This is a genomic window from Kibdelosporangium persicum, assembly GCF_013280595.1.
GTDB classification, from domain to species: domain Bacteria; phylum Actinomycetota; class Actinomycetes; order Mycobacteriales; family Pseudonocardiaceae; genus Kibdelosporangium; species Kibdelosporangium persicum.
Map to the genome: position 1 here is coordinate 27,611 of NZ_JAAATY010000029.1, position 15,405 is coordinate 43,015.

Consider the following 15,405-nt stretch of genomic DNA (forward strand, 5'->3'; position numbering starts at 1 on the left):
GGTCACCGTCCAGCGAAGTATATGCATTTGCATCTACTTGAACCCGGCCGGGCGGCGGATTGTTTCCCGCCGGTCGTGTGAGCCCGGCCATGCGAGTGCCCGCCGGACCAGCCGGTCCGGCGGGCATTCGGGCGAGCGGTTACTTGCTGGCGGCGTCCGGCCCTGGCGGTCAGTCGGTGACGAACCACTGCCCGTTCATGAACGTCAGGGTGCAGTCGCCGAGGGTGGACGACGAGAACCTGACGTCGCCGGCGAGGATGGCCTTCGTGGGCACCTCGACCGTGCCGGGTCTCGCGGTGATCTGCCTGGTGTCCACTGTGGCCGTTCGCAGGGCGGTCTTCTGCGCGGGCGAGAGCATCCGGAACATCACCGGCATCGTCTGCCTGCACGTGCCGAAGCCCTGTGCCTCGGCCTTCCTGGCGGCCGGCCCGGCGATCTCACAGACCGTGCCGAGGTCCTCGTTGCCCACCGCGTGCAGGTACTGCTCGAACCGTTTCAAGGCCGCCTCGGTCGTGTCGGCGGGCACATCGGCAGGTGGCGGCGGATCGGTCCGGGTGCGCCGGTACAGCTTGGCCTGCATCTCGAAGGAGCCGCTGTCGTACAGCACGCCCACCGCGTCCCCCTCGATCGTCAGCCGGATCGATCCCTCGATGACGCACTTTCCCCGCGACGTGCCGGTGATCTTCTCGTGCACCGCGACGGCCATCTGCAGCGCGGCCGTGACCGACCACGTGCCCTGGCAGTCGAGTTTCGGGTCCGGCTCGGTCCATGTCGTGCGGTAGTGGACCGTGCTCCTGTCCTTCCGCAGGCTGGCGCGGATGTGGTACGGCGTCACCGGCGGTTTCTGGGTCGCGGGCTCGCGCGTCTCCCACTCGCCGACGAACGCGTCCGGCAGTTGCGACGTGATGGTCCGCTGTGACACCTCGCAGACCTTGTCGGTCAGGACGTTCTTCAGCAGCCGCCCGGGACCGGGCCCGGCCGGACCGTCGAACCCGGACACCGGCAGCGAACTCGGCGAGCCCCACGTGCCGCGGTAGCCCCACCAGGGCTCCCGGTCGGCCTGGCGCAGCGTGGCCCAGGTGTTCCACTGGCTGCCTGCCGAACTGCGGTCGAAGGCGGCACCCGCGAGGTACTCGTTGCCCGGGCTGGAGTACGACCCGTGCGACCCCTTGGCGGCGTAGACCTGCGGATGGTCCCCGTTCTTGCCCAGCTGCGTGTCCTGCCAGGGCACCATGCACGGGTCGCCGCCGTGCTTGAAGAAGGTGACCCCGACCGGCGTGGTGCCGTTCACCTGGACGGCGACGCGTTCCCAGTCGCCTTCGTGCTTGTTGCCCGCTGTCAGGTCGTTGTAGCCGTAGAAGAACCAGTAGACGTACGCGGCCCGGCCGGAATCCACGTGGTACTCCCAGTAGACCGGCGCCTGTGTCCCTTCGCCCTGGCGAGCGGACTCGGGCGGCCTGAGGTAGAACCCGCTCTTCTCGGGGAAGCCGTCCGGTCCGTCGGTCACCTTTCGTGACTTGGAGCAGTTCGCCTGCTGCTCGTAGGCGCCGGTCTTGCCGGACAGTCGCCGCAGGTCGATCTTCTCGGCCACCAGCCTGTCGTCGCTGTCATCACATCCGTCGTCGAACCACAACGACGACTTGCCGACGTAGTGCGTGGCGTCCATCGGCAGGTTCGGTTCGCCCTCGGCCAGGAAGACCAGCGGCGCGAACCGCTCGGCCAGCGCGGGGTTCGCCTGCTCAGGCGCCGCGGGGGTGTAGACGTCCGGTGCCTTGTCGTCGCAACCGGCCAGCAGCCCGGCCACCACCACCAGTACCAGAACCCGCACCCGCATCGATCATGCCTCCTGTCCACTTCAGCGTGACCATGAGAGCGGACCCGTCTTGCGGTTTTCTCCCGGTGGCCGATGTGGTTAACCTGCGCTGATGGCCTGGATCACCTTGCGGCAGTTCGCCTGGACCCAACGGCGGGCGCATGTCGATCCGCACCCCGAGGTGGACGGCATCCACCGGGTCGCCGCCGACCGGCTGCTGCCGATCGATCTGAGCTACGTGGTCGGCGTGAACGCCCTCGTGCCACCGGCCAGGTACGAGACGCGACAGCACGAGCTGCGGCTGGTGCTGTGCTATCTCGACAGCGAGCCCGGCCAGCCGCTGCGCCTGCGCGAAGATCCGTTCCGGGCCAGCTCCGCGCACATCCGCCGGTTCGTCAGCGAGTGCATCGGGCTCGGCATGCTCAGCGCGACCGTGCAGGCCGCGTACCACTGGCAGGACCCGGACGCCCATGTCGGCGCGTTGCCCACCGCGCTGGCCGGGCACGTCAGCGCCACCAGGACCCGGCCCGACCTGCTGTTCGACATGCCGAACCTGACCTTGGCCGGGGAGGCACGCGGCCGTTCGGAAGCGCCGCCGACGCGCGTGACCGTGCCGCAACGCGACCGCCTCAACAGCCTCCTGCCCTGGTCACAGCACCACGGCACGTACCCGTTCGCGATGTCGTGGGCGTACGCCACCGGCTCCGGCGTGACCGTCGACCTTTTCACCCGATCGGGGCGGCTGCCGGGGATGGCCGGCCCGATCGGCCAGCCGCTGCCGTCCCCGATGCCGACCCAGACCGACCTGTTCGACCAGGAGCGGCTCGACGCGCCCGCGGCCGGCCAGGAGACCCCGGCCGGCCCGGCCCGGCGCGTCGGCAAACGGGACTTCGACCGGGGCTCGCCCCGCGAACTCGCGCTGCGCGTCGGCCGGCGCGTCGAGGACGTCGCCGACCAGCTGTACGCGACCGCTCCCGATCCGGGGATGAAGGTCGGTGACGTGCCCCTCCGCGGCGCGTGGACGCCCCTCGACCTGCTCGGCGCGCCGTCGGGGTCGTTCCTGCTGGGTGTGCTCGAAAGGCCACCGGCGCCCGAGGTCAGCGCCCGGCTGCGACCGGCGTACCAGTACGACGACGACACACTGTCAGCGCACGTCTCCGGACGGCTCGTCATCGCCATCACCACCGAACACGGCCAGCCCTGGCATCTGGTCGCCGACTGACCCCAGGTACCTCACCTCGGCCCGTACGGTTCGAGTGCCCACATTGGAATGATCAGCCGCGCGGACTGGTCACGACTGTCACGCCGAGCGTTTCGCGGACCAGCGAACGACCGTAAGCAACCTGGGCACCTGCTGCACACGGTGAGCGTGTCCTGCACTGGGAGTCGCGGGGTACTGTCGCAGGAATCATGGAGCTGCAAGTCGTGTTGCCCAACGAGTCGCCCTCGCTGCGACCGCAGCGGATCGCCGAGCTGGCCACGACCGCGGAGAAGGCCGGGTATCGCGCAGCGTGGCTGCCGGATCACCTGCTGCCGCCGGCCCCGTACGGCAGTACCTACGGCGGTGTCTACGAGCCGTTGGTCACGTTGACGTACCTGGCCGCGCACACGACCACGATCCGTCTCGGCACCTCAGTGCTGATCCTGCCGATGCGCAACCCGTTCGTGGTGGCCAAGCAAGCGGCCACTGTGGACGTCATCTCCGGCGGGCGGCTCACGCTCGGTGTCGGCATCGGTTGGGACGCACAGGAATTCGCGGCTGTCGGAGCGGACTACCGGACCAGGGCCGCCCGGACCGACGAGGCGATCGCGCTGCTGCGGCACCTCTTCGGTGGCAGCGGCCCCTTCCAGGGCCGGTACTACGGCTACCAGACCGGTGTTTTCCAGCCCCGCCCCCGGCGGCCCATCCCGATCATGGTCGGCGGCACGAGCGACGCCGCGCTGCGCCGTGCGGCCGCCTTGGCCGACGAGTGGCAGGCAGTCGGGGTGAACCCCGCGGGCTTCGCCGAACGCCTGGCCCGGCTGCGCGGCCTGTCCGACCGGGAGGTCCGGCCGACGGTCCGGGTCGCGTGGAACGGCGATCGGGTGGGGCTGGGCAAGGCGGTCGAGCAGACGCACGCGTTCGCCGAGGCCGGGGCCGCCGCGGTCGCGGTGTGGTTCGGCGGTGCGGACGGGTTCGCCGACCGGATGACACGGTTCGTCGAACAGTTCGCGTGAGCCGTCACTGCCAGTACACGGCCGGATACATATGCCACAGCGCATAAGACCGGACATCCCGTGGTCCACTGTGGAATAGGTCACGTCTTCGCTCCTCTTCGGACTACGATGTTTAGCGCCACGTCCACACGGGGACCTTGTCGCATCTTCAAGGGACCTCGGGGAGGGCCGTGAGCTTCTGGGAGTTCGTCAGCGACCGCTGGAGCAGACTGCTGAGCGAGTCGTTGTTGCACGTCAGCGCGGTGGTGCAGTGCACGATCCTGGCCGCGATCGTCGGCGTGACCGTGGGCATCGCGGTGTACCGCAGCCCGTTCGGCTCGGCCGTCGCGACCGCCCTCACCAGCGCGATCCTCACGATCCCGTCGTTCGCCCTGCTGGGCCTGCTGATCCCCGTCCTCGGGCTCGGCGCACCACCGACGGTCGCCGCCCTCGTGCTGTACGGGCTGTTGCCGATCGTCCGCAACACCATCGTCGGCCTGGCCGGTGTGGACGGTGCGGTCACCGACGCGGCCCGCGGGATCGGGATGAACCGGCTCGGTGTGCTCACGCGCATCGAGCTGCGGCTGGCGTGGCCGGCGATCCTGGCGGGCATGCGGGTCGCCACGCAGATGCTGATGGGCATCGCCGCGATCGCGGCGTACGCGCGGGGACCGGGGCTCGGCGTGGAGATCTTCGCCGGACTGACCAGGGCGGGCAGCGCCAACGCCACCAACCAGGCGATCGCGGGCACGGTGGGCATCGTGGTGCTCGCCCTGATCCTCGACGGCATCTTCGTGCTGATCGGCCGTTACACCACATCCAGGGGGCTCCGTGGCCAGTGAGATCCAGTTGACCGAGGTGACCAAGCGGTACGGCCGCAGGCCACCCGCCGTCGACAACTTCTCGATCACCATCCCGGCGGGCCAGATCGTGGTCTTCGTCGGCCCGTCCGGCTGCGGCAAGACGACCACCATGCGGATGATCAACCGGCTGATCGAGCCGACGTCCGGCCTGATCACCATCGGCGGCGAGGACACCTCGAAGCTCGACCCGGACCAGCTGCGGCGCAAGATCGGGTACGCCATCCAGCAGGCCGGGCTGTTCCCGCACATGACCGTGGCGCAGAACGTCGGCGTCGTGCCGGGCCTGCTGGGCTGGGACCGCGGCAAGGTCGCCGACCGGGTCGAGGAGATGCTCGACCTCGTCGGCCTCGACCCGGCCGAGTTCCGTGACCGCTTCCCCCGCCAGCTGTCCGGCGGCCAGCAGCAGCGTGTCGGCGTGGCACGGGCGTTGGCCGCCGACCCGCCGGTTCTGCTGATGGACGAACCGTTCGGCGCGGTCGACCCGATCACCCGGGGCAACCTGCAGGACGAACTGATGCGGCTGCAGGCCGAGCTGCACAAGACGATCGTGTTCGTCACCCACGACTTCGACGAGGCGGTCAAGCTCGGCGACCGGATCGCGGTGCTCGGCGACCAGTCCAGGATTCTGCAGTACGACACACCGGAAGCGGTGCTGGCCAATCCGGCCGACGACACGGTCGCCGGGTTCGTCGGCGCGGGCGCTTCCCTGAAACAGCTGACCCTGCGGCGCGTCCGGGACGTCCAACTGAGCCAGGCGGCCGTCACCGTGTCCACTTCGGACGAACCGGCCGACATCCGGCGAAGCCTGCAGGAGGCCGGCGCGAGCTTCGCCCTGATGCTCGACACGCGGCGGCGGCCGGTCGCGTGGGTGCATGTTCGTGAACCGCGGATGCGGCGGCCGATCCGGGACATGGTGTCGCGGGAGTCCACGCTGCAGGACGCGCTGGAGGCGATCCTCACCGACGGCGGCAACGCGGTCGTCACCGGTGCCCGCGGCGAGTACGTGGGTCTCGTCGACATCGACACCGTGATGGCCAGTGTTCGTGAGCTGCGGGAGAACGCGTGACCGCGGCCGCGGAGACGAAGCGGGCGACCGGCCTGCGGATGTTCGCCCAGCCGATCGCGGTCGTCGTGCTGGTCGCGGCGGTGCTGGCGTGGGCGTTCACGCGTGATCTGGACGCGATCGAACGGCAGAGCATCAACGGCCCGGTCCTGCTCGACGCCGTGTGGGACCACCTGGTGATCAGCGTCGTGGTGACGGCACTCGTGCTGATCATCGCGGTGCCGCTGGGCATCGTGCTGACCAGGCGGTGGGCCCGGCCCGCGGCGCCCGTGTTCCTGGCGATCGCGACCATCGGCCAGGCTTCGCCCGCGATCGGCGTGCTCGTGCTGTTCTTCCTGTTGTCCGGCTGGGAAGGCCTGTGGGCGGCCGCGCTGCCGATCACCTTCTACACGCTGCTTCCCGTGCTGCGCAACACCATGGTCGGTCTGCAGCAGATCGACCCGGCGCTGGTCGACGCGGGACGCGGGATCGGCATGTCGGCGTTCGCCGTGCTGCGCCGGATCGAGCTGCCCCTCGCGGTCCCGCTCATCCTGGCCGGTCTGCGAACCGCCCTGGTGCACGCGGTCGGTGTCGCCACGCTCGCGGTGTTCGTCAACGGCGGCGGGCTCGGGCTGCTCATCGACACCGGCTACAAGCTCTCCCGGCTGACGGTGCTGATCACCGGCGCCGTTCTCGCCGTCGCGCTGGCGCTGCTCGTGGACTGGCTGGGCACCGTCGCGGAGACGTACCTCGGACCGAAGGGATTGCGGTGAAACGTCTGGTCGCTCTGGTGGCCACGGCCGGGCTGCTCACCGGCTGCGGCCTGGAAACCACGTACACGCTGCCCTTCGAGGTCGGCCCCGGCTCGATCAGGCCGGTCCCCGAGTTGTCCGGTGTGGACATAGCGGTCGGGTCGAAGGACTTCACCGAGAGCCACATCTTCGGCTACATCTCGGAAGTGGCGTTGACCGCCGCGGGTGCCGACGTGCGCGACATGACCAACATCCAGGGGTCCAACAGCGCGCGGCAGGCGTTGCTGAGCGGCGACATCGACCTGTCGTGGGACTACACCGGGACGGGCTGGATCTCCTACCTCGGCAACACCGAGCCGATCCCGGACGAACGTGGCCAGTACGAAGCGGTCCGGGACGCCGATCTCGCCCAGAACGGTGTCGTGTGGCTGCCGTACTCGGCCGTGAACAACACGTACGCCTTCGCGGTCACCGCGGAGTTCGCCCGTACGCACGGTCTGAAGACCACGAGCGACATGGTCGAGCTGATCACGAAAGATCCGTCGAAGGCCGTGTTCTGCCTGGAGACCGAGTTCGTCAGCCGCCAGGACGGCTTTCCCGGCGTGGCCACGACGTACGGTTTCGACCCGCGCGCCGTGCAGGTGAAGGTCTTCGGCACGGGCACGATCTACACCGCCACGTCGACCGGGAACTGCAACTTCGGCGAGGTGTTCACCACCGACGGCCGGATTCTGGCGCTGAACCTGGTCGTGCTGGAGGACGACAAGAAGTTCTTCCCTCAGTACAACGCCACTGTCACCCTGCGCAAGGACTTCAACGAAGCGCACCCGCAGGTCGCCCAGGTGATGGCGCCGATCATCGCCAAGCTGGACAACAACACCATCCGCAAGCTCAACGCGGAGGTCGACGTCGACGGGCGTGACCCCGCCGTCGTGGCCAGGGACTGGCTGGTCCGTGAGGGTTTCGTCACCGAGCGGTGACGAAACCCGAGATCGTTCCCAGCCGGTCCACGGTATGTTGGGCGGAGTGCGACCTCTGCTCGAAGTCCAAGGGCTGACCCGGCGGTTCGACGACCTGGTGGTGCTCGACGCCGTCTCGTTCGATCTCAGCGGTGGCCAGGCGGTGGCGTTGACCGGGCCGAACGGCTCCGGCAAGACGACGTTGCTGCGGTGTGTGGTCGGCGCGGACATCCCGGACGAGGGCGACGTGCTGTTCGAGGGCGAGCACCTCGCCGAAAGCGACCCGGACGTGCGGGCGGCGATGGCCTGCGCGCTGGACGACGCGGACTTCTTCGCCGAGCTGTCCGTCGTCGAGCACTTGGAGCTGCTGGCCCGGGCACACGGGGTCGCCGAACCAGGCCCGGTCGTCGAGGAAGTGCTGTCCGAACTGGACTTACGGGACCAGCGGGACCAGTTGCCCGCCACGCTGTCCAGCGGACAGCGCAGGCGGTTCACGCTCGGCGCGTGCCTGGTGCGGCCACGCAGGCTGCTGGTGCTGGACGAGCCGGAGCAGCGGCTGGACGTCGCCGGCCGGGCGTGGCTGACGGAGAAGTTGCGGGACGAGAAGGCCGAAGGGTGCGCGATCCTGCTCGCCTCGCACGATCCGGACCTGGTCGAGGCGGTCGCGGACACGCGGATCGAGCTGGGTTGATGAGCACGGTCCGGGCGATCCGCCGGGAGATGAGGGCGGCACGGCTGCGGTCGCGGCCGGTGCAGGCCCGGCGGGAACGCAGCGACAACGTCTACCTGGTCCTGCTCGGAATCCTGATCTACGGCGGGATTCTGGTGCAGGCGGTGCGCCGGATGATCGCCGTGCCGCCTGCCGGGCCGGTGCCGCCGAACCTGCCGGTCGCCCAATGGCTGTTCGTGGGCTGCGCGGTGCTCGGGCTGGGGCTGCTGATCCGGGCGTCGCTGGTCTTCGGCCCGGTCGTCGCCGGTGGCCCGTTCCAGTTCTGGCTGCTGGCCACCCCGTTGCGGCGCCAGTCCTTGCTCAGCCGCAGGTTCTGGTGGACGGTCGTGACCGCCGCGGTCGCCGGTGGCCTGTTCGGGCTGGCGTCGTCGGCTCTGCTGCGCGCGGATTCGGCCGGCAAACTGCTGAGCACGTCTCTCGGCGCGGGCATGACGGCCGGAATCGTCGCGCTGTGTGTTCTGTTCCAGGCGAACCGGAACGAAGGCCGCGATGTGTCCACTGTGCTCACAACGGTGGGCGTCCTGACGGTCGCCGCCGCGGTGTTCGTCACGCCGCCGGTCATCGACCTTCCCGTTGTGGTCGCCGCGGTCGTGATTTTTCCTGTCATCGCGGTCATCCAGGCCTACCGGACGCTCGGCACGCTGGACCGCGCCGCGCTCACGAGTGGCACGGAGATCCTGACCGCGACCCGGGTCTCGGTCAGCTGGCTGGACATCTCGATGTTCACCAGCATCGCCGCGGCTCGCAAGTGGCGCCGGATCGGCCGGGTCGCCAGCCGGCCGATCCGCGGAACTGGTTACCAGGCAATGTTGTTCGCCGACATCCGCCGGCTGTCCCGTAACCGGACAGCGTTCCTGGTCTGGGCCGGTCTGTTGCTCACGCCGTACGCCGCGGATCGCCTGCTGCCGCAAGCTTTTGTCCCCACGGTTCAACTGGTGATGTGCACGATCGCGGTCAGCCCGTTCGCCGCCGGCCTGCGCGACATCGGCCGGTCCGCGGTACTGCGCCGCAACCTCGGCGGCAGCGACGCGGGCCTGCGTCTGGTCCATCTCGTCGCACCGGTGGTGTCAGCCGTGGCGTGGACGCTGATCACGAGCCCCGCCACGGGTTTCGTGGTCGCGTCGCTCATCGTGCCCGTCGGCGCGGTGGGTTTCGCGTACCGCCGGGCGACCCAGCCGCCGACCGACTACTCCGGGGCCGCCGTGGACACCCCGTTCGGCATGGTCCAGCCCGACCTGATCCGCCAACTGGTCCGAGGCCCGCTGCTGCTGCTGTTCATCGCCGCCGTGCAGCTGTACCTGTGAACCGGGCGCGGCCGACGATCCGGCAGGCCGGGAAGTGGCTGGACGCGGCGGCCACGGTGTTGCTAGGGTCCGCGACGTGCTCAGCCCCGAGGCAGACAGAGGCAGGCCACCGGTCGTCCGGTGGCTGCTGTGTCAACACCCGGCGTAATCGCCCGGCCTGATCACCCGCCATCGGGCCACCGCGTCACGTTTCCTGTCCGTGATGTCGTGTGTGGAGCCTGTTCATGCCTTTTGCCGTCTACGTTCTCGCGCTGGCCGTGTTCGCCCAGGGAACGTCCGAATTCATGCTGTCCGGTCTGCTCCCGGGCATCGCCACCGACCTGCACGTCTCCGTTCCCGCGGCCGGGACCCTGACCTCGGCGTTCGCCATCGGCATGGTCGTCGGCGCGCCATTGGCCGCGCTGGCAGGCATGCGGTGGCCACGCCGTCGCGCCCTGCTGGCCTTCCTGACCACCTTCCTGCTGGCGCATGTGGTCGGCGCGATCACCACCAGCTTCGAAGTCCTGTTCGTCACGCGCGTGATCGCCGCACTGGCGAACGCGGGATTCCTGGCCGCCGGCCTGACGACCGCGGCGAGCCTGGCCGGTCCCCACGCCAAAGGCCGGGCTACTTCGGTGCTGCTGAGCGGCGTGACACTCGCCTGCGTCGCCGGGGTCCCGCTCGGGGCCGTGCTCGCCGGCATCTGGGGCTGGCGCTCGGCTTTCTGGGGCGTCGCGATCATCTCCGCCCCCGCGGTGATCGCGATTCTCCGTGCCGTGCCCGCGACGCCCACCGATCCGTCGGCGCCGAGCGCCCGGCATGAGTTGCGGGCGTTGCGAACGCCACGTTCGCTCGTCACGTTGCTGCTGGGCGCCTTGGTCAACGGTGCGACGTTCTGCACGTTCACTTACCTGGCACCGGTAATGACCACTGTGGCCGGTCTCGGCACGGCCTGGGTGCCTGTGTCGTTGGCGTTGTTCGGCATCGGTTCGTTCGCCGGCGTCACACTGGGCGGCAGGCTGGCCGACACCCGTGCGACTCAGGTCATCGCCGTTGGTTCCACGGCGTTGTTGGCCGGTTGGCTGCTGTTCGCCTTCACAGCGGGCAATCCGATCGCCGCTCTGGTGCTCGTGTTCGTGCAGGGCGTGCTTTCGTTCGCTGTCGGCTCGACGCTGATCACGCAGGTGCTCTACACGGCGGCGGACGCGCCCACGCTGGCCGGTGGATTCGCCACCGCGGCTTTCAACGTCGGCGCGGCCGCGGGTCCCGTCCTCGGCGGGATCGCCATCGGCGCGGGCTGGGGATTCCGTTCGTCGCTGGTGGTCAGCGCGGCATTGGTGGCTGTCGTGCTCATTCTGGGTGCGATCGCCATGTCGCTTGGATCCACCACCGGGCACCGTTCCGCAGAACGGAAACACTGACGCCGTCACTGTCCACTGTGGACGGTGGCGGCTCGCATTCGGCGATGACGCTGACGGTGACCGTCTCCGAGTTACCGGCGACGGTCACCCGAGCCTTGCCCCGCGCGGTCGACAATGCCGCGATGGTGGGTTCGGTCAGGCGCCTGCGAACCTGCGCGGGCAACCGCGGCCTGCTCCCCCGCTCGGCGAAGGACACCGGCACGCCAAGACGTTCAGCCGTTTCAATGCACGCCCGCAGTTCGTGCAGCAGCGGATCAGCCACTGTGGACCCTTCGGCGAACAGGCGGCGCATTCTCGCCGCCTCCACGGCACACGACCGCCGTACCGGCTCCGCCGCCGGGTCCAGATCACCCGACGCCAGTCCCTGTAACAGCGGTACCGTCGTCTGCCCCAGTTCCGCGTACCGCCGCTTGCGGTCCTGATGCAGCTGCTGGGCGACGGCCTCAGCCGTGCGCAACTGTTCCTCGGCCCTGGCCACCTTCGCCGACGTGACCGCCAGCTCGCGCAGCACCGCGGCGATCATGGCGATCGCCAACTGGTAGGTGAGCACGGCCCAGGTCGCGTTCACGACGCCCGCGACCGTCAACGCCGCCTGTCCGGCCAACGCGGCGAGCCCGAACGTCATCAGGTACTGCGCGACGAGCACGACGGCGAACACGACCACCCTGCTGTCCAGCATGAGCAGCACCACCTGCCACCCGGCGTCGCCTTCGGACCAGTGCGCGGGCCCGAGCCGGTACTCCGGCCGTACGGACACGGCACCGAGCACGGACAACGCGAACACCACAGCCACCAACGGCCACCGCCAGCGGCCGAGTGGCTTGTTCCGCCAGGTCGCCCCGGCGACCACCAGTGTCACGCCGAGCAGGCCCAGCCAGGTGACGTACTGCGGCCACAGCGCCAGGTACGCGTCCCGGCTGGCCAGCAGCCGGGGCAGGTCGAGGAACAGCAGGATCGCCAGGCTCATCACCACGACGCCCCACCGCAGGCCCCGCTGGAACGACGTGCCGATCATCTTCGCGTCGTCGTCGGCGGGTTCCGTGCGCCGCAGCGGGCACGTCATCCGGACGGTGGTGCCCGAGCCGGGACGGCTGACGACCTCCGCGCTGCCGCCCGCCCGGCTCATCCGCTCCACGAGCGACCGCGTCACGCCGTACCGGTGGTCAGGGACCTGGTCGGCGGCGAATCCCTTGCCGCTGTCGACGACTTCCACCGTGACGGCGTCGTCTCCGAGCCTGACGTGGACTTCGGCCGCATCGGTGCCGGCGTGCCGGACGACGTTCGTGAGCGCCTCACGGACACCCCGGCTGAGCAACACGGCGTCGACGGCGGGCAACCGGACGGATTCCGCGCCACGCCAGGAGATCCGCAGCGGCGTGTGCCCGGCCACCTCACGCAGCAGATCGAGCAGGTTCACGTCGGCCGTCGGCGCCACCTCCGGCTCGCTGATCTCCCGCAGATCCCGCTTCGCCTGATCGGCCAGCCACCGTTGCCGTCCCGCGACCACCCCGGCGCCGACCATCAGCAGCGTGGCCGACGCGGTGTCGTGCAAGGCAGCCAGGTACTCCCGCTCGTCCGCACGTCGCGCACCGGCGACGGCGGCTTCCCGGCGCGCGTTCTCCTCACGTTCGACGATCCGGTCCGCCGCATGGGCACTGCGCCGGACGAACCGGTAGAGACCCCACGACAGCAGGACTTCCGCCGCCGTCCACACCACGACCGCTTCGCTGACCAGCCAGCCGCCGGGATCGGCCAGCCACGTACCGGCGTAGTGCAGGCCGACGACGACCACGGTCATCACGGCAAGCGCTCGTCCGCCGACCAGCCAGGGGTACGTGATCAGCGTGATCGCCATCGCGATGAGCACCCAGGTCCCACCGGCGCGTGGATCGGACGTGACCGTCCAGACCTGGCTCAGGCACACGCCGCTGATCACGGCGACGTCGACGAGGATCACCCACGGCCCGGTGCCCCGGAGCCTCAGGAAGGCGTACAGGACGTTCCACGCGTTGAGCCCGAGCACAACGGCGACCGTGACGGCCTGGTTCGGCGCGGACGCGAGGAAAAGCGAAGCCAGGCTGGACACGGCGACCAGGACCAGCCGCAACCAGAGGGCGTACCGCATGCCCTGCCGAAGCAGCGCACGCTCCGCCGAGCCCCGCACCGCTTCAGCTGTCGCCACCGAGTTCCGCCCCACGCCGTCCGGCGTCCACTGTAGAACCGGGCGGTGGCGTACCACATCCGTCATCCGGAGCCGAGCCTTGCTCCGAGCGGACCCTCCCGGCCGCCGACCGGCCGCCAAAACCACCATTTACCTGGGATAACCCGGCGGCTCTAGGCCATTCGAGTTACCGTCTGCACGTGGCTCGATCAGCGACCGGGGATCCGGCTCAGGTGCCTGCCTGGGTCGAGCCGATGCTGGCCAAGCCCGACGGCGGGCGCCTGCGCAGCGGTCCCGAGTGGGTGTACGAGTACAAAATGGACGGCTACCGGGCCGCGATGCGCGTCGCCCCGGACGGCACCACGATCCTCACCAGCCGCAACGGTATCGACTTCACCGACGAGTTCCTCGACCTCGTCGGCGTCCTCGACGAGGCGCTGGACGGGCGTGCCGCCGTGCTCGACGGCGAGATCGTGGTCTACAACCAGGAGGGCCTGGTCGATTTCGGGCTGATGCAGGACCGGCGCGGCCGTTATCGCAAGCACGCGAACGGACTGCGGGCGGGCGAGCGGTTCGAGGACCTGCCGGTCCGGTATCTGGTGTTCGACCTGCTCCAGCTCGGCGGCCGCGGTCTGCTCGACGAGCCGTACGAGCAGCGCCGCGCCCTGCTGACCCAGATCCCCATGCCCGACCCGTACCTCGTCTCGATCGTGCCCGCCGTGACGTTCGAGCAGCTCTCCGCCGACCGGCTCACCCCGGCGCAACTGCTGGACCGGGTCGCGCGGGAAGGCCAGGAAGGCCTGATCGCCAAGCACCGCACCGCGCCGTACGTGCCCGGCCGCCGCACCGACGCCTGGCTCAAGCACGCCCTCACGCACACCCAGGAAGTGATCATCTGCGGCTGGCGGCCCGGCCAGCGCGGCTTCGACAACACCCTGGGCGGGCTGCTGCTCGGCGGGCACGACCCGGCCACCGGCGACCTGGTGTACCTGGGCGACGTCGGCACGGGCTTCTCCCACCGGGAACGCGACGACCTGAAAGCCCAGTTGCAGCAACTCGAACGGCGCACGCACCCGTTCGCCACCACTCCGCCGCGCGAGGACGTCGCGCGGGCACGCTGGGTCGAACCGATGCTGGTCGGCGAGGTCGAGTACCGGCAGTTCACGCGCGGCGACGGACGGTTGCGGCACACCAGCTGGCGCGGCCTGCGCCACGACCGCACGCCTGACGAAGTCGTCGCCCCGCGCGCCCAGCCGCGCGACCCCGATCCACCCCAACGGGTGACCGTCCGCGTCGGCGACCGCCGGATGCGGCTGTCCAACCTGGACAAGCCGCTGTATCCGACCGGGTTCACCAAGGCCCAGGTGATCAGCTACTACACCCGGGTCGCCCCGGTCCTGCTGCCGCATCTGGCCGGCCGGCCGGTGACGTTCATCCGTTACCCCGACGGGGTCGACGGTGAGCAGTTCTTCGAGAAGAACGCCGCCCGCGGCGCTCCCCCGTGGCTGCGCACGGTGCCCCTGACCGGCAGCGGCTCGCGCGGCGGCGGTGACACGATCAACTATCCGCTGATCGACGATCTGCCCGCCCTGGTGTGGGCCGCCAACCTCGCCGCGCTGGAGCTGCACGTACCACAGTGGACGGTCACCCCGGACGGCACACGCGGCCTGCCCGACCGGCTGGTCTTCGACCTCGATCCCGGTGAGGGCACCACCATCGCCGACTGCGCGGCCGTTGCCCTGCGGCTGCGTGACATCCTCGTCGCGGACGGTCTCACGCCGTTCGCCACGACCTCCGGTTCCAAGGGCATGCAGCTGTACGCGGGCATCCACACCGACTCCCCGGCCGCGCCGTCCGCCTACGCCAAGACGCTCGCGGAGCGGCTCGCGCGCGAGACACCGGGCCACGTCACCGCCAAGATGACCAAGTCCTTGAGGCAGGGTCGAATCCTCATCGACTGGAGCCAGAACAACCCGGCCAAGACGACCATCACGCCGTACTCGTTGCGCGGCCGCCGCACGCCGACCGTGGCCACCCCGTTGACGTGGACCGAGATCGAGAACGGGGACACGCTGACGTTCACCGCGGACGAGGTCCTGGAGCGGGTCGACACGCTGGGTGACCTCTTCGCCGACCTGAGTGCGGCCCGCGCTCCGCTACCCTGACACGACACGCCGATCGGCCA

General features: G+C 69.8%; 12 protein-coding genes. 10 read left to right on the plus strand and 2 right to left on the minus strand.

Annotated elements, in window-relative coordinates:
• Positions 1 to 169 precede the first annotated feature (169 nt).
• Positions 170 to 1,828 carry a hypothetical protein gene (locus tag GC106_RS36165; protein WP_173139935.1) on the minus strand — a complete coding sequence of 553 codons (1,659 nt, stop codon included), beginning with the start codon at positions 1,826 to 1,828 and terminating at the stop codon, positions 170 to 172.
• A gap of 97 nt (positions 1,829 to 1,925) precedes the next feature.
• On the opposite strand from GC106_RS36165, the gene GC106_RS36170 reads away from it, so the two are divergent.
• The 9 genes from GC106_RS36170 to GC106_RS36210 all read left to right on the plus strand — a co-directional run bounded on the left by GC106_RS36170 (position 1,926) and on the right by GC106_RS36210 (position 11,059).
• Positions 1,926 to 3,035 carry a hypothetical protein gene (locus tag GC106_RS36170; RefSeq protein WP_173139937.1) on the plus strand — a complete coding sequence of 370 codons (1,110 nt, stop codon included), beginning with the start codon at positions 1,926 to 1,928 and terminating at the stop codon, positions 3,033 to 3,035.
• Positions 3,036 to 3,223: 188 nt separating this feature from the next.
• Positions 3,224 to 4,030, plus strand: coding sequence for a TIGR03619 family F420-dependent LLM class oxidoreductase (locus GC106_RS36175; RefSeq protein ID WP_173139939.1), 807 nt, complete (start codon positions 3,224 to 3,226; stop codon positions 4,028 to 4,030).
• Between the two features lie 170 nt (positions 4,031 to 4,200).
• Positions 4,201 to 4,851, plus strand: coding sequence for an ABC transporter permease (locus GC106_RS36180; protein WP_173139941.1), 651 nt, complete (start codon positions 4,201 to 4,203; stop codon positions 4,849 to 4,851).
• Positions 4,841 to 5,938, plus strand: a complete 1,098-nt coding sequence (locus tag GC106_RS36185) for an ABC transporter ATP-binding protein (RefSeq protein WP_173139951.1) — start codon at positions 4,841 to 4,843, stop codon at positions 5,936 to 5,938. The genes GC106_RS36180 and GC106_RS36185 overlap by 11 nt, the downstream gene beginning before the upstream one ends.
• A gap of 38 nt (positions 5,939 to 5,976) precedes the next feature.
• The gene (locus tag GC106_RS36190; RefSeq protein WP_173140091.1) at positions 5,977 to 6,687 is read left to right on the plus strand and encodes an ABC transporter permease; all 711 of its coding nucleotides are present in this window, start codon (positions 5,977 to 5,979) and stop codon (positions 6,685 to 6,687) included.
• Entirely contained in the window at positions 6,684 to 7,646 is a 963-nt protein-coding gene (locus GC106_RS36195) for a glycine betaine ABC transporter substrate-binding protein (RefSeq protein WP_173139953.1), read from the plus strand. The genes GC106_RS36190 and GC106_RS36195 overlap by 4 nt, the downstream gene beginning before the upstream one ends.
• 46 nt (positions 7,647 to 7,692) lie before the next feature.
• On the plus strand, positions 7,693 to 8,316 hold the full coding sequence (ccmA, locus tag GC106_RS36200) for a heme ABC exporter ATP-binding protein CcmA (protein WP_312873166.1): 624 nt from the start codon (positions 7,693 to 7,695) through the stop codon (positions 8,314 to 8,316).
• The gene (locus GC106_RS36205; protein WP_173139955.1) at positions 8,316 to 9,659 is read left to right on the plus strand and encodes a DUF6297 family protein; all 1,344 of its coding nucleotides are present in this window, start codon (positions 8,316 to 8,318) and stop codon (positions 9,657 to 9,659) included. Before ccmA ends, GC106_RS36205 begins: the two co-directional genes overlap by 1 nt.
• Before the next feature lie 224 nt (positions 9,660 to 9,883).
• On the plus strand, positions 9,884 to 11,059 hold the full coding sequence (locus tag GC106_RS36210; RefSeq protein ID WP_173139956.1) for a Cmx/CmrA family chloramphenicol efflux MFS transporter: 1,176 nt from the start codon (positions 9,884 to 9,886) through the stop codon (positions 11,057 to 11,059).
• On the opposite strand, the gene GC106_RS36215 is transcribed toward GC106_RS36210, so the two are convergent.
• Positions 10,989 to 13,241: a sensor histidine kinase gene (locus GC106_RS36215; protein WP_173139957.1), complete on the minus strand. Its 2,253-nt coding sequence runs from the start codon at positions 13,239 to 13,241 to the stop codon at positions 10,989 to 10,991. The genes GC106_RS36210 and GC106_RS36215 overlap by 71 nt on opposite strands.
• A 233-nt stretch (positions 13,242 to 13,474) precedes the next feature.
• Here GC106_RS36215 and ligD point away from each other — a divergent pair, with 233 nt between their 5' ends.
• The gene (ligD, locus tag GC106_RS36220; protein WP_173140093.1) at positions 13,475 to 15,385 is read left to right on the plus strand and encodes a DNA ligase D; all 1,911 of its coding nucleotides are present in this window, start codon (positions 13,475 to 13,477) and stop codon (positions 15,383 to 15,385) included.
• Positions 15,386 to 15,405: the final 20 nt, after the last annotated feature.

Bases quoted from the DNA above. Each gene is read 5' to 3' on its own strand.
- GC106_RS36205 (WP_173139955.1), top strand. From the start codon at position 8,316: ATGAGCACGGTCCGGGCGATCCGCCGGGAGATGAGGGCGGCACGGCTG.
- ligD (WP_173140093.1), top strand. From the start codon at position 13,475: ATGCTGGCCAAGCCCGACGGCGGGCGCCTGCGCAGCGGTCCCGAGTGG.
- GC106_RS36175 (WP_173139939.1), top strand. From the start codon at position 3,224: ATGGAGCTGCAAGTCGTGTTGCCCAACGAGTCGCCCTCGCTGCGACCG.
- GC106_RS36210 (WP_173139956.1), top strand. From the start codon at position 9,884: ATGCCTTTTGCCGTCTACGTTCTCGCGCTGGCCGTGTTCGCCCAGGGA.
- GC106_RS36170 (WP_173139937.1), top strand. From the start codon at position 1,926: ATGGCCTGGATCACCTTGCGGCAGTTCGCCTGGACCCAACGGCGGGCG.
- GC106_RS36190 (WP_173140091.1), top strand. From the start codon at position 5,977: ATGTTCGCCCAGCCGATCGCGGTCGTCGTGCTGGTCGCGGCGGTGCTG.